Genomic DNA, 17,893 nt, shown 5'->3' on the forward strand with positions numbered 1-17,893 from the left:
CGACGACTGAGGCTCGCCTCTCCGATGATCCATGCATGGGACGGATCATCCTTTGGTGCTAGGCTGAATCTCAGAACCATAACGACATTGCCCATACGCAGGGATGGCACACATGGCAACCGCTTCCACCGAGCCCCGTATCACCCTGTACCCGCATGACCGCCGGGTGCCGGTGTAAGGAGGATAACCGAATCGTTGATCCAGGCGTGGGTTATGCCACGCCAGAGTCGCTGGCGTTATCGCTGTCCATATCTTGACGTTAAGGTGGCCCATGGGAGCTGGAGCATCCAAGGCAACAGACGAGCATCCGCTGGTGGATATTTCCCTGGGGCTGGATGAGTTCTCCGAAGCGGCGACCGAACGCGCGCTGCTCGAGATCCTGCATGCCATCCGCACCCATCTCGGTATGGAAGCCGCCTTCATCTCGGAGTTTGAAGACGAAAGGCGGATCTTGCGTTTTGTGGACGAAGCGCAGGCAGCACCACACCTGGAAGTCGGGGCGTCGGATCCTCTTGAGGAAAGCTACTGCCAGCGGGTCGTGGATGGCAGGCTGCCGGAAGTGATCCAGGATGCGCAACAGGAGCCGGCGGCGCTGGACCTGGCGGCCACCCGGGAGATACCGATAGGCGCCCACCTCAGCGTGCCCATACGCCTGCAGGATGGCAGTGTTTACGGCACGCTGTGCTGCTTCGATCGCCAATCCGACGCCACCTTGAATGAGCGTGACCTGGCCATGATGCGGGTCTTTGCCGACTTTGCGGCGCGGCAGCTCGAGCGTCAGCGCGAGCGCAAGCAACGGCAGAAGGGCGCTGAGGCAAGAATACGCGATGTGCTCGACCAGCGTCGCTTCCACATCGTCTTCCAGCCCATGCACGATCTCGTCGACCAGCGCATCGCCGGTTATGAAGCGCTGTCGCGCTTCGTCGCCGAGCCGAACCGAGGTCCCGACAAGTGGTTCGAGGAGGCCGCCACGGTGGGGCTGCGCGTGGAACTGGAGCTGGCGGCCATCGAGTTGGCGCTGGAGGCGCTGCCCGAGATTCCCGACTCGGCCTATCTGTCGCTCAACGCCTCTCCGGTCACCATCCTGTCCGGCCGGCTGGCCGATCTGTTCGCGCCCTATCCCCTCGACCGCCTGATGCTCGAGGTCACCGAACACGATGTCGTTGACGACTACGCCGGCCTCTTCGAGGCGCTGGTCGCGATGCGCAGGCAAGGGCTCAGGCTGGCGATCGATGATGCGGGCGCCGGCTATGCCAGCTTTCGCCACATCCTCCGCCTGGCGCCGGATGTCATCAAGCTGGATCGATCCCTGACCCACGGCATAGACCACCGCCGCGACAGCCGAGCGCTGGCCGCGGCACTGGTGGGCTTCACGGCCGAAACGGGCAGCCGGCTGCTCGCCGAGGGCGTCGAGACGCAGGCCGAGTTGCAGGCACTGCGAGAGATCGGGGTGCGCAAGGCACAGGGCTACCTGCTGGGGCGGCCGGGCCCCTTGCCTGCCCCCCGGGAGCTTGCCGGGTCCGATCAGGAAAGTCCCTGAACAACACTCGGGTGAGGATGGGGCTGGCCGCCCGTGATTCTCCGAGCGTTTCCACCCAGCCACGTCTGATAGCTGCCACCGCTACTTCTTGCAGCGGCAGCTCTTCCTATAATTGCCTCAATCCACTCACCCGCATCACTTCCCTGGTCACCGCCTCATCCAGCATCCCACGTCCCGTCTCCACCAATGTGAGCCAGTGGCGGGCACGGGTGATGCCGGTGTAGACCAGCTCCCGGGTGAGGATGGGGTTGGGGGCGTCGGGGAGCAGCAGGGCGGTGTGGGTGAATTCCGAGCCCTGGGACTTGTGCACCGTCATGGCGAAGACGGTTTCCACCGCCTGCAGGCGGCTGGGGAGCACCCACTTGATCTGGCCGCTGCCATCGCTGGCGGGGAAGGCGACGCGCAGCAGCTTTCTTCCTGGCTCGCGGGCGTCGGGCAGCGCCAGGGTGATGCCGATATCGCCGTTCATCAGCCCCAGGCCGTAGTCGTTGCGGGTGACCAGTACCGGGCGGCCCTCGAACCAGCCGCTCTCCAGTTCGTGATCGGAGGCCGCGATCAGCCTGGCACGGCGCAGGGCCTGGCCGATGCGTGGGTTGAGGCCTTCGATGCCCCAGGGGCCGCGGCGCAGGGCGCAAAGCAGCTGGAAGCGGCCGTGGGCGTCGAGCACCGCCCGGGCCCAGGCGTCGAAGGGGGTGCGTTCCTCGCCTTCGCCGAAGCTGGTCTCAGTGGGGCGCTGGTCGCGTAGCACCTCCAGGTAGTGGCGGTAGCCGGTGGGCGGCGCCAAGGGCTCGCCGCGGCGGTCGTGGCGGCCCTGGCCGCTGTTCGGGAAGCCGGCCGGGGCGCCGTCCACCACCAGCTTGTCCAGCGCCGGGTCGTCGGCGCCCGCCAGGCGCAGGCGGGCCAGGTCGGTGTAGGCCTGCTCGAACACCTGGCGCACGGCGCGGCGCTTCTCCTTGGCCGTATGGCCAGCCTCCAGCGGCCGGTTGACCGCCTCGGCGAGTCGGCCGATGCCGCTGGCGGCGTCGAAGCGGTGGCTGACCCGCAGCATGGCGATGGCCTGGTCCAGCGGTTGGCCTGGGGTGCCATGATAGTGCTCGGGCAGCGGGGCGCCGGTCATCGCCTCCAGCCACGCGGCGGTCTGCCGGGTGTAGTGGCCGCCTTCGGCGCGTTGGCAGAGGTCGCCGAGCACGGCGCCGGCCTCCACCGAGGCGAGCTGGTCCTTGTCGCCGAGCAGCACCAGCCGGGCGCGGGGCGGCAGGGCGGTGAGCACCGCCGCCATCATCTCGATATCCACCATCGAGGCCTCGTCGATCACCAGCAGGTCCAGGGCCAGCGGGTTGCCGGCGTGGTGGCGGAAGTGGCGGGTGTCCGGTCGCGAGCCGAGCAACCGGTGCAGGGTGGTGACCTCGGTGGGAATGCTGTCGCGCAGGGTCGAGATATCCACACCCTGTTGGCCCACGGCGCTGGCCAGCTCCACCAGCGAGAGGCCCTTGACCTGCTTGGCGATGGAGTCGTTGAGGCGCGCCGCGGCCTTGCCGGTGGGCGCGGCCAGGCGAATGCGCAGGGCGTGGCGCTCTTCCCGGCCGAGTTGCAGGGCCTGGAGCAGGGCGAGCAGCTTGACCACGGTGGTGGTCTTGCCGGTGCCGGGGCCGCCGGTGATCACCGCGAAGGGCGAGCGGGCGGCCAGGGCGCAGGCGGCCTGTTGCCAGTCGAGTTCGGCGCCGGCCGGAAAGAGGGCGTCGAGGGCGGCGGCGAGGGTGGTGGTGTCGGTGGTGTCATCCAGGCGCCTGTCGGCGCCATCGCGCGGCAGAGCCGTGCTCCCACAGGTGTCGTCGCTTGTGCCCAGTCTTGCCGAGATCTGCTGGCGGATATCCTGCTCGTACTGCCAGTAGCGGCGCAGGTAGAGCCGGGGGCCTTGGTGTTGATGACCAGGCGCGGTGGCGCCGCGCACCAGCGGGGTGTGGCCGGGAGCGCCTTGGTCGCCGTCGGCGACCAGGCCGGGGTGAGCGAGGGCTTGCTCCCATTCGCCGAGCGTCAGGCCGTCGAGCACCTGGCTGGGCAGCGGCGGCGGGTCGCTGAGGTCGTCGCCCTCCGGCGGCAGCGACAGGGCCAGGTCCGGCGCGGCCAGGGTGGCGGCGAGGTCGAGGCACACATGGCCACGACCGAGCTGGTGGCTGGCCAGCGCCGCGGCGAGCAGCAGCGGGGCGGACGCATCGGGGACCTCGCGCTGCAGGAACACCACCAGGGCGCGGTCCAGGGCGCGCAGCCAGCCGCGTGCCACCCAGCGCTCGAGCAGGGCCAGCAGCGCGGCGGTATCGCTCAGCGCCGGGTGGGGCCGATCCGGCCGAGACGGCGGCTCGGGGGCGTCGTTGAGGTCGTCGAACAGGTCTTTCATTGTGGCGCCTCCGCCCGCGAAGAGTGAGGGGTCGATGCCGGGTCCTGGCCCTGGAAGAGGGCGTCCAGGGTCTCGATCAGGGCCCGCGGCGGGCGTTCGGCGTGGACGCCGCGGCCGTCAGTGGCGGTGGCGGGGCCGACCCCGCGCAGGAAGACGGTCAGCGAGCCGCCGAGATGGCGGTCGTAGTCGTAGTCCGGCAGGCGCGCCTTGAGCAGCCGGTGCAGCGCCAGCAGGTAGAGCGCGGCCTGCAGGTCGTAGCGCTTGTCGAGCATGGCGTCACGCATGGCCGCCGGGGTGTAGGCGTCGTCGTCGGGCCCCAGGTGGTTGGATTTCCAGTCGAGCACGTAGTAGCGCCCCCGGTGTTCGAACACCAGGTCGATGAAGCCCTTGAGCATGCCGTTGAGGGTGTCGGCGTCGAGCGCCGGGCGTGGAGCACCACCGAGTGTGTGAGCGCTTACCGGGGCGTCCAGGACGCGGGTGTCGACGCGGCTGGCGGCGAACCAGAACTCCATCTCCACCTGGTAGACGCCGAGCTCGCCGAGCCGCACCTGGCCCGCCTCGGGCAGCGGCAGCGGGGTCTCCAGCAGGGCGGCCAGCCAGCCGTTCAGGGTGGCGAGCCAGGGCGTCCAGCCGCGCAGCTGGGTGCGCCGGGCGAGCATGTCCTCGCGCTGGGCGGCGTCCCGGCTGGCCCGGGCGAAGTCGTGCTGGCCGGCCCACTCCAGCAAACCATGCAGAAACGTCCCCGGGCCGGGGCCGCGCGGGAAGCGGTGCAGGCTGGGCGTCAGCGGCTCGGCGGCGCCGTCGCGGGGCTCGTCGAGCACCTCGAAGGCGGTGGCCTCCAGCGGCGTGGTGGGCTCCGGCAGCGAGGGCGATGATGCGCCATCCCGGGGGCTCTCTGTCGCCGTGGGCGCTGGGGCCGGGGCGCTGTGGAGAGCGGCGCTGTGGAGTGGGTAAGTACTTACCGGGGCGGTGTCGGGCGTGGCGGGCGGCGTGGTGATCAAGCCGGAAGTGTGCAGCGCCGAGTAGCTGGCGATCCACCACTGCTCCCGGGCCGGGCGCCGCGGGCTCAACGCCTCGCCCAGGGCGGCCTGCCGCTCGTCCGGGCGGAACAGCGTGGCGGTGGCGGGCGGGGCCGGTTCGATGGCGATGGCCGCCTCCTCGCCCTTGAGCGCCTCCAGGGCGGGGGCAAAGTCAGCCGGTTCCAGCGGTTCGCCATTCGCCAGCAGCTGGCCGATGGCGCTGCCCTCGTCGCCCTTGAGCGGCGCCATGCCCAGCCAGGTGGCGTGGCGGGCGCGGGTCAGCGCCACGTAGAGCTTGCGCAGGTCCTCGCCGAGGCGTTCGCGGTCGGCCAGCGCCAGGGTCGTCTCGTCGGCCGCGAGGCTGATGCGCAGCCGGCCCTCGGCGTCGTGCCAGCGCAGCGGCGAGTCGTCGGCCCGGGTGGCGCGGTGCCCGCAGATGAAGGGCAGGAACACCAGCGGGTACTCCAGGCCCTTGGACTTGTGGATGGTGATCACCTGCACCAGGTCGGCGTCGCTCTCCAGGCGCAGCTTGTGAGCGTCGCCCTGGTCGTCGGGGTCGGCGATGGACTCGGCGAGAAAGCGGATCAGGGCGTGTTCGCCGTCGAGCTCCTGGCTGGCGTGCTGCAGCAGCTCGCCGAGGTGGAGCAGATCGGTCAAATACCTTTCTCCATCGCTGGCCGGGCCACCGCCCAGCAGCCGGCCAGGGACCTCGAAGTCGTTCATCAGCCGCCGCACCAGCGGCAGCACGCCCTGGCGCTGCCACAGCCGGTGGTAGTCGCGGAACTGCAGTACCCGGGTTTCCCAGGCCAGTTCGTCCTGGTTCAAGCGGTCAAGCTCGGCCAGGCCGAGCCCCAGGGTGGGGGTGGCCAGGGCCGCGCGCAGCCGGCGCTCGTGCTCACTCGAGGACGAGGGGGACTCGGCGCAGGCGCGCAGCCAGGCGTCGAGCTCGCCGGCCATGGGCGAGGCGAAGACCTTGTCCTTGTCCGAGAGGTAGACGCTCTTCACCCCGCGCCGGGCCAGGGCCTGGCGGATGGCACGGGCCTCGCCCAGGCCGTTGACCAGCACCGCCATATCCGAGGGCGCCAGGGGCCTCAGCGCGTCGCCGTCGTGGAAGCCCGCCGCGCCGCGGCGGCCACTCTCCAGCAGCGCGACCATCTGCGAGGCGCAGCGCTCGGCCATCTCGCCGTGGTAGGCGGTCTTGGAGAGCGGCTCGTCGGCCTCCAGTTGCCAGAGGGTCAGCGCCGGCTGGGGCTGGCCGTCGATGGTGAGCCTATCCTTGCGGCCCTTGGCCTTCACCGGCTGGAACGGCACCGGATTGCCGCCGTCCGCCTGCTTGAACAGGAAGGCCCCGGGCGGGTGCGCCTCGGCGTAGGCGAAGCAGCGGTTGACCGCGGCGACCATGGCCGCACTCGAGCGGTAGTTGGTGCCCAGGGTGACGTGGCGGCCGGCGGTGTCGCGGCGGGCCTGCAGGTAGGTGTGGATATCCGCGCCGCGAAAGGCGTAGATCGCCTGCTTGGGGTCGCCGATCAGGAAGACGCCCGTGCGGTGGGGATCACCATGGGGATCGCCGTGGGAAGTGTCGCGGGCGTTCTCGGCCAGGCGGTAGACCCGGTCGAAGATGCGGTACTGCACCGGGTCGGTGTCCTGGAACTCGTCGACCAGCGCCACCGGGAACTGGCGGCGGATCTGCTCGGCCAGGGCCTCGCCGCTGGGGCCAGCCAGGGCGCGATCGAGGTGGGTCAGCAGGTCGTTGGGGCCCATCTCGGCGCGACGCTGCTGCTCGCGCTCGAGGCGCGTGCGGCACCACTGCACGGCGTGGATCAGCAGGTCGGCGCGCGGGTCGGGCAGCGCCTCCAGGGCCGCGGGCAGTTCGGCCAGGGCGTTCCAGGCCGCCGGCAGGGGCGGTTCCCCGTCCTGCCAGATCTCGGCCATGCCCTCGGGCGTCAGGCGCTTCCAGGCGGCGGGGGTCAGCGCCGGGCGCAGGGCGTCGCCCTGGCTCCACTCGCGCAGCGCACCCAGCCAGTTGCTGCGGCTCCTGGCATTGAAGCTCTGGCCCTTGAAGGCCTTGCGCCTGGCGGCCTCCTCCAGCGCCGGTGCCAGCTCGTCGAGCCAGGCCGGCCAGGGCGCCTTGAGCTCGGCCAGGCGGGCGTCGCGCTCGGCCCGGGTGGTGGCCAGGGTCTCGGTCGGCGGCGGGGCGTCGGGCGGCAGGGCATCGCATTCGGGCAGCAGGCGGCGCACCGCGCCGTGCAGCGCGGCGCGGGTGCTGGTCGGCGCGTCCCAGTACTGGGTGATCTCGGCCAGCGCCTCGGCGCCCAGCGGGTAGTAGAAGCTGCGCCAGTAGTCGCGCACCACCTCCTGCTCCAGCTCGCTCTGGTCGGTCTCCAGCTCCAGCGAGAACAGGCTGCCGCTGTCGAAGGCGTGCTCGCGCAGCATGCGGTAGCACCAGCTGTGGATGGTCGAGACCGCGGCCTCGTCCATCCACTCGGCGGCCAGCTGCAGGCGCCGGGCGCAGGCCGGCCAGCCGGCCGGGTCGTACTGGTCGCGCAGGGCGACCAATAGCGGATCGAGCTTGGGGTCAGACCCCTCAGCGGACTTTGGGGTCTGACCCCAATGTTGACTTAGGCCAGGCGCGGCTTCGGGCGCCTGTAGAAACACCTCGGCGGCTTCGACCAGTCGGGCGCGGATGCGCTCGCGCAGTTCCTGGGTGGCGGCGTTGGTGAAGGTCACCACCAGGATCTCCGGCGGGGTGAGCGGGCGCGAGAAGGCCGCGTCGTCCTGCTCGTTTCTCGCGCCGAGCACCAGGCGCACATAGAGCAGGGCGATGGTGAAGGTCTTGCCGGTACCGGCGCTGGCCTCGATCAGGCGGCTGCCGTGCAGCGGAAACGTCAGCGGATCGAGCTGGGTGATGTCACTCATTTGCCGTCTCCCCCGTTGTTATCCCCTTTAACGGCCAGGTAGAGCGGGGCCAGCAGCCGCTCGGTGAGGCTCGCAAAGTGCAACTCGTCGCCCGGCGCAGCGGCCATCAGCGATTCGAAGTCGGGCCAGCGGTGGGCCAGGTAGGGGTTGCGGTCCACCTCGCCGGCGGTGAAGTCGTCGCCCTGGTAAGCCTTGCGGGCGGCGTGCCAGGCGTCGCTGCCGGGGCCGTTGTCGTCGGCAGCGCTGGCCTGCTTGTCGACCTTGCCCAGCCAGGCGAAGGCGGCCTCGCAGGCCAGTGGCAGCGGCGCCTGCATGCCGGCCTGCCAGGTGGCGATCAGCTCGCGCAGCCGGCGCCGCGCGGTCTCGGGCTCCAGCGGCGGCAGGGTGACGTGGCCCGCCTTGGAGAGCAGCCGGGTGGTCATCGGCCGCTCGAGGTTGCCGGCCAGGTGCGCCACCCAGGGCCGTACCAGCTGGGCCCAGCGGTACTGGCCGCGGCCACGCCCCTGGCTGATCAGGCTGCTGCTGGAGAGCAAGAGCCGGCAGCGCTCGCCCGCCTCGTCGAGGCGCAGGGCGTCGAGCCAGTCCTCCAGCGGCGGGGCGTCGGCGGCGCCCGCGTCGAACAGCGCCAGGTGCACCGGCTCGGGGGCCGCCACGGCATGGGGCCATTGGTCGAGGGCCTGCTGGTAGGCCTCGAACAGCGCCTCCATGGGCTCGGCGAGCTGCTCGCGCATGCGCTCACCGAAGGCGCCCATGGCCAGCACGCCCTGGCCTGCCAGGCGCTCGAGGGTGGCGTGCAGGGCCTCGACGCGGGGCTCCCCGGCGTCGATGGCGCGGCGCTGGGCCTGGATCAGGATGTCCTGCAGTTGCCAGTGGGTCAGGCCGTCGAGGGTGAAGGGCTCGTGGTCGAGGCTGGTGACGTCCTCGCGCTCGAGAAACACCCGCAGCCGGGTGGTGAAGAAGGCCTTGGTAGGATCGCGCAGGAAATTGCCGAGCTGGACTATTGTTAACGGCGTTTCCTGCCGGAAGGCCCCGAGTTCGGTTTCCGGGGCGGCCGGCGTCGGCGCGTCGTGGATGTCGTGCCACTCATGGGCATAGGTGAAGAGCCGCTTGTCGGCGACGCTGCGCGCATCCCGCTCCCGGGGGGCGGGGAAATAGGCGCGGCTGAACGGCTGCAGCGGATGCTCGGTGGTCAGAGCGGCGAGCAGGTCGCTCCCGTCTTCTGCCTGCCAACCCGCGGCCAGATGGTCGCGCAGCTGGCCGACCAGCACCGAGGGCGGCTTCTCGGCGTTGTCGACGATGCTGCGGCCGACCCAGCTGATATACAGCTGCTCGCGGGCCGAGAGCAGCGCCTCGAGGAACAGGTAGCGGTCGTCCTCGCGGCGCGAGCGGTCGCCGGGGCGGTAGTCGCCGTGCATCAGGTCGAAGTCCAGCGGTGGGTGGTGGCGCGGGTAGTCGCCGTCGTTCATGCCCAGCAGGCAGACGCGCTTGAAGGGGATGGCGCGCATCGGCATCAGGGTGGCGAAGTTGACCGCGCCGGCCAGGAAGCGCTGGGACAGGCTGTGCTCGTCGATCTGGCCCAGCCAGTGCTCGCGGACGATGGTCAGCGGCAGCTCGCGTGCCAGCCCGGCCTCGCGGGTGCTCTCCTGGAAGTCCTGCAGGGCCTGTTCGAGGCGTGAAAGCATCAGGCTGTCGCTGGCCTCCTCGTCCAGGAAGCAGGCCTCGAGCAGCTCGCGCAGGCGGGTCACCCAGCCGTCGGCGTCGGTGGGCCGGCGCAGCCGCTGCCACTGGCTCTCCAGGGTCTCCAGCAGGTGGGCCAGGGGGCCGGCCAGGGCCGCCTCCAGGCCGCCGATGTCGTCGAAGGGCTCGATGCCCTGCCAGGCGCCGGCGGCGCTGCCCACGGTATAGCCGAGCAGCAACCGACGCAGGCCGAAGGCCCAGGTGTTCTGCTCCAGGCCGTCGGGCAGGTCGAGGCTGCCGCGCTGGCGGCCGTGCAGGCCCCAGCGGATGCCGGCGCCCTCGATCCAGCGCGCCAGTGTCGGCAGGTCCTCCTCGGTGAGCCCGAAGCGCCCACGCAGCGCCGGCACCTCGAGCAGGTCGAGCAGGTCGCTGACCGAGAAGCGCAGCTCCGGCAGGCGCAGCAGCTTCTCCAGGGCGATCAGCAGTGGCAGGCGGTGGCGGCTCGCCTGGTCGGAGAGGGTGTAGGGAATGTATCTGGGGTCGTCGGGAGGGACTTGACCGAATACGGCCTGGATATGCGGGGCGTAGTGGTCGATGTCCGGGACCATGACGATGATGTCCCGCGGACGCAGCGTCGGGTCGGCGCTGAAGGCGGCGAGCAGCTGGTCGTGGAGGATCTCCACCTCGCGCTGGGGGCCGTGGGCGACGTGGAAGACGATGGAGTCGTCGCGCTCCACGTCCACCGCCGGCCAGGTGTCGCGGGTCTCGGCCAGCGGACGCAGCTCGCGGATATCGTCCTGCAGCTGCTGCAGTAAAAACCCAGGTTGGGAGTCGGGCACACAGGACTCGAACAGGTCGATGCGCAGTGCCTCGCGCGCGAACAGCCCTTCGTACTGCTGGCTGTCGTCGTGTTCGTCGAGCAGGCGCAGGTAGTCGCGGCCCTGCTTGCCCCAGGCGGCGAGCAGCGGCTGGGCGTGGAGGTGCAGGGCCGCCTCGCCGTCGCCATCGCCGAGCACGTCGAGGCGCTCGGGCATGCCGGCCTTGCGCTGCTGGCGCCGTCTCTCCGCGCGAAGGAGCTCCTTGTGCTCGATGATATCGGCCCAGTAGTGCTGGCAGGGGTTGTGCACGCACAGCACCACCTGGCTGACCCGGGCGATGGCGGCCAGGGCCTCGAGCGCCTGGCGGGGCAGCGAGGAGATGCCGAACACCAGCACCCGGCGCGGCAGATCCCGGGGCCGATTCTCCAAGGTGAGCGATTCGGCGGCGGCGAGGAAGCGCCGGTGGACCCGGGCGCGGCTCGAGTCGATGCCGGCCTGGCCGTGGGCCGCGGCGACGTCGTCGCACAGCGCCCGCCACAGCTCGGGCTGCCAGCGCTGGGTGGCCTCCAGCTCGCGGCGCTGGCCGCGGGCATCGATCCGCACGTCCTCGCCGGCGGCCCAGGCCTCGAGCCAGTCGGCGCGGTAGACCTGGTACTGGTCGAACAGGTCGGCCAGGCGCTCGGCGAGCTGGTGGTGCTTGCGCAGGTCGTCGTCGCCGGCCAGGAAGCGCGCCAGGGGGGCGAAGTCGTCGCGTTCGAGCAGGCCGGGCAGCAGGCGCAGCAGCCGCCACACCAGCCGCGACTTGTCGAACGGCGAGGTGGCCGGCACCGCATCAACGTCGCCCTCGGCGCGCCCTTCATGGTGAGTGAGCACCGCCCGATAGGCCTGCCACAGGAAGCGCGCCGGCAGGGTCACGTCGAGCGCGGCGGCGATGCCGGCGCCGCCGTTGGCCGGGTCTTCGGCCAGCGCCAGCTTGAGCCACTGGCCGATGCCGTTGCTCTGCACCAGGATCGTCTCGTTCTCGAGTGGCTCGAGTGGGTGGCGGCACATCCACTCCACCGCCAGGCCGCGCAGATCCTCCAGGCGGTTGCCGTGGATCACCATGAAGCCGGGCGGGAGCGTGGCGGCGTTATTGGCCAGGGGCATGGCGGTTCCTTCGCATGGTCCGTCTGGGTGTCATGGTGCCATAAATGCGGTTTTGCGGTTTTGCGGTTTTGCGGTTTTGCGGTTTTGCGGTTTTGCGGTTTTGCGGTTTTGCGGTTTTGCGGTTTTGCGGTTTTGCGGTTTTGCGGTTTTGCGGTTTTGCGGTTATCGGGTTCGGCCTGTCGGTGGCATGAGGTGGCCACCGCGGAGCCTTGGCCTACGCTGTGAGAGACGGCCGTCGACCCGGTGGCATGGAGCGGGATGACTGGGCGGCCATCACCCCACCGATGACGAGAGGGCCCGATCTTGCAGGATTCCCCGGTACGGCGGCGGCTGGTCGAGGACAACCTCATGCATCGCAAGCTGATCCAGACGCTGCTTTCCCCTAGGCGAGACGGCAGGAGAACGCGAGATGAGCGTCGATTCGGGGCGTAGCGAGGGCACGATGGGGGAGCTGAAGGATCCCGCCGTCTTCCTGCGGCTGATCCAGGCCATCACCCGGGCCGCCAACGAGGCGACCCGCGTCGACGACGCGATCCGCATCGCCCTTGGGGAGGTGTGCCGCGCCACCGAGTGGAGCATCGGGCACGCCTGGTACCTCGCCGACCCCTCGACGGGCGAGCTGGTCTCGACCCGGATCTGGTACCCCGAAGAGGCGTCGACATTCGCGGTCTTCCGACGCCTCACCGAGGAGACCCTCTGGCATTCCACCACCAGGGGGCTGATCGAACGCGTCCAGGCGCTCGGCGAGCCGGCCTGGATACCCGACGTCTTTCAGGATCCCGACTTCTGGCGCTCCCACCAGGAGGCGGATATCGAGGTCCGGGCCGGGGCTGCCTTCCCGGTCCTGATCGGTGCCGAGGTCGTCGCCGTCCTGGAGTTCTTCTCGGACCGGGTCATGGAGCGCGATGAGGCCCTGATGGAGGTGATGGCCCAGACCGGAACCCAACTGGGGCGGGTGGTCGAACGGGAACGGGCCGACCGGGCCCTGAGCGAGAGCGAACGCCGTCTGGCCACCCTGATGGCCAACCTGCCCGGCATGGCCTATCGAGGAGGGAACGAGCCCGACTGGCCCATGGAGTTCCTCAGCGAGGGCTGTCGGGCACTGACCGGCTACGCGCCGGAGGCGTTGATTCGTGGCCATCCCCACTTTGCGGAGCTGGTGCATCCGGAGGATCGCGACCCTCTCTGGCAGGATGTCCAGGCGGCCCTCACCGCTCGCCGGCCCTTCCGGGTCGAGTATCGCCTCCATACCCGGGAGGGCGAGGAGAAGTGGGTCTGTGAACAGGGCTGCGGCGTGTTCGACGAGGCCGGAGAGCTCCAGGCCATCGAGGGTTTCATCAGCGATATCACCGAACAGCGCCGAAACCGCGATGCGATGGCCGCCCAGATGGAGGAAACCAGCGCCGAAAGAGCCCGGGCGGATGCCGCGCATCACCGACTCACCGAGGCCCTGGAGGCGATCCCCGAGGGCTTCACCCTCTACGACGCCGAGGATCGCCTGGTGATGTTCAACCGCAAGTTCCGGGATGTCTTCGTGGGCCTCCCTGGCGTGGTACGACTGGGCATGTCCTACAAGGACCTGGTGCGCAAGGCGGTGGAGCTCGGCATTGTCGATACCGGCGACATGACGGTGGACGAGTGGGTGGCCTGGCGGCTCGAGCGCCATCGCAACCCGGGGGCACCGCTGAGGGTCCGACGCCACGACAACCTCCGCCAGCTGATCAGCGAGCATCGCACCCGGGAAGGGGGCGTGGTCTGCATCTACATCGATATCACCGAGCTCGAGCGGCGGCAGGAGAGCCTCGAGGAGCAGATCAAGCTCACCGAGCAGGCCCAGGCCCGGGCCGAGGCGGCTCATGTCCAGCTCACCGAGGCCCTGGAGTCCCTCGCCGAGGGCTTCGCCCTCTTCGACGCCGAGGACCGGCTGGTGTTGTTCAACACTCGGTTCCAGGAGGACTTCGTCACCGTGCCGGACGTGGTCAGGCCTGGCCTGCACTTCGAGGACCTGCTGCATACCGTGGTCGAACGCGGCCAGACCCCCCCGGGGTATGCGTCCCCGGAGGCCTGGATCGCCGAGCGCCTCGAGCGCCACCGCCATCCGGCAGGCCCCTTCCAGTTCCTGCGCAGCGACGGCCGCCATATCCAGATCAGCGAGCACCTCACCCGGGACGGCGATCACGTCGGCGTCTACTCCGACATCACCGAACTCCAGCAGCATCGCCATCACCTGGAGGAGCTGGTCGAGGAGCGTACCGCCGAGCTCCAGGCCGCCACCGAACAGCTCGAGCGCTCCCAGGACGCGCTGCGTCGGGCCCGGGACCAGGCGGAGCAGGCCAGCCAGGCCAAGGGTGAGTTCCTGGCCAACATGAGCCACGAGATCCGTACGCCCATGAACGGGGTGATCGGCGTGGCCGAGCTGCTGGAGCGCACCGAGCTCAGCGAGCAGCAGGCGGAGTACGTGGAGCTGATCCAGAAGTCCGCCGACACGCTCCTGGGGTTGATCAACAACATCCTCGATTTCTCGAAGATCGAGGCGGGGCGGCTGGAGCTGGAGTCCATCCCCTTCCAGCTGCGCGATACCCTGAGCGATACCCTCCAGACCCTGTCGCTGCATGCCGCCGACAAGGGGCTGGAGCTCGCCGTGCACATCCCGCCGGAGGTCCCCGACCGGGTGCTCGGCGACCCGGTCCGTCTACGCCAGGTGGTGGTCAACCTGGTCGGCAACGCCATCAAGTTCACCGAGCAGGGCGAGGTGGTCGTCGACCTCCAACTGGTCTCCCTCGACGAGGAAGGCGTGCGGCTGGCCGTCGAGATACGGGACACCGGGATCGGCATTCCCGAGGACAAGCGCCAGCGGATCTTCGAGGCCTTCGGCCAGGCCGACACCTCCACGACCCGCCAGAGCGGGGGGACGGGGCTGGGGCTGTCCATCGCCGCCCAACTGGTGGAGATGATGGGCGGACGTATCGATGTCGGTGCCGGTCCCGGCGGCCAGGGCAGCCGCTTCGCCTTCACCATCACCCTGGGGGTGCCCGAGGACGGGGTCGAGGCCCCGGCCTCGCCCCCAGGGCTGCAGGGGCTGCCGGTGCTGGTGGTGGATGACAACGCCACCAACCGGCGGATCCTCGATGAGATTCTCACCAGCTGGGGCATGCACCCGGTGTGCGTCCCCGGGGGCCGCGAGGCCCTGGCGGCGATCGACCGGGCAGAAGAGGAGGGCGAGCACTTTCCGCTGGCCCTGCTCGACATGATGATGCCGCGGATGGACGGCCTCGAGTTGGCCGAGCGTATCCGGGCGCATCCGACCCATGCCGCCATGCCCATCCTGATGCTGTCCTCGGGCGGACGTTCCGGGGACCTGGCCCGCCGCCGGCGCCTGGGTGTCTCGCGGCTGCTGCTCAAGCCCCTCAAGCAGTCGGCCCTGCTCGATGCCATCGGTGAGGCCCTGGGCGGTGGCGCCGTGGGAAGTGAGGACGAGGCGGCCGCCTCGCCGAGTACCGTGACGCCGCGGCGCGTGCTGCTGGTCGAGGACGGGCTCACCAACCAGAAGGTCGCCTCCGACCTGCTGCGTCAGCGTGGTCACGAGGTGGTCCTGGCAGAGAACGGCCGCGTAGCCATCGAGGCGGTGGAACGCCGGGGGTTCGATGTGGTGCTGATGGATATCCACATGCCGGTGATGGATGGCCTGGAAGCCTCCCGGATCATCCGTGAGCGTGAGCAGGGCACGCAGCGGCATCTGCCGATCATCGCCATGACCGCCAGTGCCACCAAGGAGGACCGGGAGCAATGTCTCGATGCCGGCATGGACGACTTCGTTTCCAAGCCGTTCCGGGCCGCCGAGCTCTATGCGGCCGTCGAGCGCGCCGGGGAGGGAAGCCCTTCGGGCGGGGCCCCGACGACCCCCGTCGAAGGGGCTCGTCCGCCGGTCGAGCCGGAGGACACCACCGAGCGCCCCGCACCGGCCGAGTCGACGGGCGACGTAGAGGAGGAGCCCCCTTGCCTGGACTGGCAGGACGCCCTGGACGCCCTGGACGGCAATCGCGAGCTGCTCGTCGAGATGGTCGAGATGTTCCTCGAGGAGGGGCCACGGCTGATGGCGGAGATCGACGCCGCCCTGGTCGCCGGGGAGGCCCGCGACCTGCGCCGCGCCGCCCATACCCTCAAGGGATCGGCCCTGGTGGTGGGCGGCCTGGCGGCGGGCGAGGCCGCCCAGCATCTCGAGGCCCTGGCCAAGGCCGGCGATCTGGATGGGGCCGGCGAGGCCAGGGATGCGCTGGCGCAGCGCCTGGCCGAGCTGACGCCGGCGCTGGAGGCGGCCCGCGACGACGACAGCGCCTGAGACGGGGGCTGTTGGCCGACCGCCCGTCCCTGTCAGGTAGGTCGGCTCGGTCACAGGAGGGCGCCATGTTCCTCTCCTTCACTGCCCGAAGGCGAGCGTTACCTGGCCCCGGTCGAGCTGTTCGAGCAACCGGATACCATCGAGGCTTGGCTGACCCGCTGGCTCAGCGCTGGCCGGTCAGGGCCTTTTCGACCAGCTCGAGGCGATCCTGGCCCCAGAAGGGCTCGCCATCGACGACATACCAGGGGGCACCGAAGCAGCCATCGTTCAGCGCGGCCTGGCAAGCGTCGTCGAGGCGCTGCTGCCCCTGGTCGCTGTCCGACTCGCTCAGTAGCCGCTGGCCATCCAGGCCGCAGGCATCGGCGACCTCGCGCAGGGTCTCCGGCTCGGCGATGTCGCGCTCCTCGACCCAGCAGGCCTGCATCAGGGCCAGCGACAGGCCGGCGATATCATGCCCATGCGCCTTCGCCGTCAGCGCCAGGCGAGCCGCCGGGCGGTCATCCGTCGGGAAGTGTTTCGGTTCCCTGTTGAGGGGGATGCCGAGCTGCTGCGGCCAGCGCTTCAGTTCGACCATGCGATAGTCCTGCCGCTCCGGGGCGCGCTTGGGCAGGGGCAGGCCGCCTGTCTTGGGGAAGATCGCGCTGAGCGTGATCGGCACGTAGTCGATGGTGGCGCCGTGGCGCGCGGCAAGCTCGCCGAGCCGTGCATGCCCCAGGTAGCTCCAGGGCGAGATGTGGGTGTAGTAGTAGGTGACGACCTTTGTCATGACGCTGTCTCCTGCCGGGTGGTTCAATGACACTGCGGACATGGCTCGACGCCCCGGTAGCGCCGGGCATTCGTCGCGGGACGTCTTCGTGTCGAGTCGTGACGCCCTCGCCGAAGTCCGGGTGGGACAAGAGGCCGTCGGCTCATGGCGGGCCGGTGGCATGCAGGCGGCCAGGCGTACGGCCATGCCAGGACCACCGACCTGTGCGAGGTCGAGCGGCCTGACTCGGGCAGCGCCCTGAGCCGCCAGGCGGGATAGCTGAAGCGCTGGTTCAGCCCGCCAGGTTGGTGACCGGCCTGCCGTCGACGAAGGCCTGCAGGTTGTCGAAGGCGTCACCGAAGTAGAGCTCGTAACTGTCCTTTTCTACATAGCCCAGGTGGGGCGTGGCCAGCAGGTTGGGCAGTTCGAGCAGGGGGTGGGTGGTCACCGGTTCCTCGTCGAAGACATCCACCGCCGCCTGGCCGGGGCGTCCCCGGCGCAGGGCGGTCTCCAGGGCGCCGGCCTCGATCAGCGGCGCGCGGCTGGTATTGACCAGCAGCGCGGTCGGCTTCATCCGTGCCAGATGGTCGGCGGTGACGATGCCGCGGGTCTCGTCGTTGAGGCGCAGGTGCAGGCTCAGCACATCGGAACGCTCGAACAGCTCGTGCTGGCTGGCGGCCACCGCCAGGCCCGCCTCGGCGGCGCGGCCCCGGGTCCCCTCGCGGCCCCATGCCAGGACGTTCATCTCGAAGGCCTGGCCGTAGCGGGCCACCAGCCGGCCGATCTTGCCGTAGCCGAAGATGCCCAGGGTACGTCCCTTGAGCCCGGTGCCCAGGGTGCGTTGCCAGCGGCCGGCCCGGAGGTTGGCGGCCTCCTCGGGGATATGGCGCATGGCGGCCAGCACCAGGCCCCAGGTGAGTTCGGCGGCGGCATGGGGCGAGCCGGTGCCGGCCATCACGGTGATGCCCCGCTCGCGGCAGGCGGCCACGTCGACATGAGCGGCACCGCCCCCGGTCTGGCTGATCACCCGGAGTCTCGGCAACCGTGCCAGGAGCTCGGCGGTGATCGGCGTGCGCTCGCGGATCAGCACCAGGGCCTCGGCGTCCCGGAAACGCTCCACCAGCGCGTCCAGGTCGCTGACGGTGTCGTTGTAGACCCTGACCTCGTGTCCTTCCAGCTTGGCGAAGGCGTCCAGATGACGCACGCAGTCCTGGTAATCGTCGGGTATCACGATCTTCATCGTGCAGCCTCCTTGTCGGTGTCGGGGTGGCTGTCGGCACTCGCCGCTTTCCAGGACC

General features: G+C 70.2%; 7 protein-coding genes. 2 read left to right on the forward strand and 5 right to left on the reverse strand.

What is annotated here, in order from left to right:
• Positions 1-313: 313 nt before the first annotated feature.
• Complete coding sequence (locus tag AC5W54_RS13045) at positions 314-1,540, forward strand: sensor domain-containing phosphodiesterase (protein ID WP_495962526.1); 1,227 nt, start codon at positions 314-316, stop codon at positions 1,538-1,540.
• Positions 1,541-1,646: 106 nt separating this feature from the next.
• On the opposite strand, the gene recD is transcribed toward AC5W54_RS13045, so the two are convergent.
• From recD to recC, 3 genes are read right to left on the reverse strand one after another with little or no spacing between them, the layout of a single operon-like run.
• Positions 1,647-3,935, reverse strand: a complete 2,289-nt coding sequence (gene recD, locus AC5W54_RS13050) for an exodeoxyribonuclease V subunit alpha (RefSeq protein WP_495962527.1) — start codon at positions 3,933-3,935, stop codon at positions 1,647-1,649.
• Complete coding sequence (recB, locus tag AC5W54_RS13055; protein ID WP_495962528.1) at positions 3,932-7,870, reverse strand: exodeoxyribonuclease V subunit beta; 3,939 nt, start codon at positions 7,868-7,870, stop codon at positions 3,932-3,934. Before recB ends, recD begins: the two co-directional genes overlap by 4 nt.
• Positions 7,867-11,511 carry an exodeoxyribonuclease V subunit gamma gene (gene recC, locus AC5W54_RS13060; RefSeq protein ID WP_495962529.1) on the reverse strand — a complete coding sequence of 1,215 codons (3,645 nt, stop codon included), beginning with the start codon at positions 11,509-11,511 and terminating at the stop codon, positions 7,867-7,869. Before recC ends, recB begins: the two co-directional genes overlap by 4 nt.
• Before the next feature lie 409 nt (positions 11,512-11,920).
• Here recC and AC5W54_RS13065 point away from each other — a divergent pair, with 409 nt between their 5' ends.
• Positions 11,921-15,850: a response regulator gene (locus AC5W54_RS13065; protein ID WP_495962530.1), complete on the forward strand. Its 3,930-nt coding sequence runs from the start codon at positions 11,921-11,923 to the stop codon at positions 15,848-15,850.
• 163 nt (positions 15,851-16,013) lie between these two features.
• On the opposite strand, the gene AC5W54_RS13070 is transcribed toward AC5W54_RS13065, so the two are convergent.
• Together AC5W54_RS13070 and AC5W54_RS13075 are read right to left on the reverse strand one after the other, a co-directional pair.
• Complete coding sequence (locus tag AC5W54_RS13070) at positions 16,014-16,616, reverse strand: 2-hydroxychromene-2-carboxylate isomerase (protein ID WP_495962531.1); 603 nt, start codon at positions 16,614-16,616, stop codon at positions 16,014-16,016.
• A 271-nt stretch (positions 16,617-16,887) separates the two neighbouring features.
• Positions 16,888-17,835: a D-2-hydroxyacid dehydrogenase family protein gene (locus AC5W54_RS13075; protein ID WP_495962532.1), complete on the reverse strand. Its 948-nt coding sequence runs from the start codon at positions 17,833-17,835 to the stop codon at positions 16,888-16,890.
• Between the last annotated feature and the right edge of the window lie 58 nt (positions 17,836-17,893).

Source organism: Halomonas sp. LMYGS-3, assembly GCF_059509875.1.

Bases quoted from the DNA above. Each gene is read 5' to 3' on its own strand.
- recB (WP_495962528.1), bottom strand. From the start codon at position 7,870: ATGAGTGACATCACCCAGCTCGATCCGCTGACGTTTCCGCTGCACGGC.
- recD (WP_495962527.1), bottom strand. From the start codon at position 3,935: ATGAAAGACCTGTTCGACGACCTCAACGACGCCCCCGAGCCGCCGTCT.
- AC5W54_RS13075 (WP_495962532.1), bottom strand. From the start codon at position 17,835: ATGAAGATCGTGATACCCGACGATTACCAGGACTGCGTGCGTCATCTG.
- AC5W54_RS13070 (WP_495962531.1), bottom strand. From the start codon at position 16,616: ATGACAAAGGTCGTCACCTACTACTACACCCACATCTCGCCCTGGAGC.
- AC5W54_RS13065 (WP_495962530.1), top strand. From the start codon at position 11,921: ATGAGCGTCGATTCGGGGCGTAGCGAGGGCACGATGGGGGAGCTGAAG.
- recC (WP_495962529.1), bottom strand. From the start codon at position 11,511: ATGCCCCTGGCCAATAACGCCGCCACGCTCCCGCCCGGCTTCATGGTG.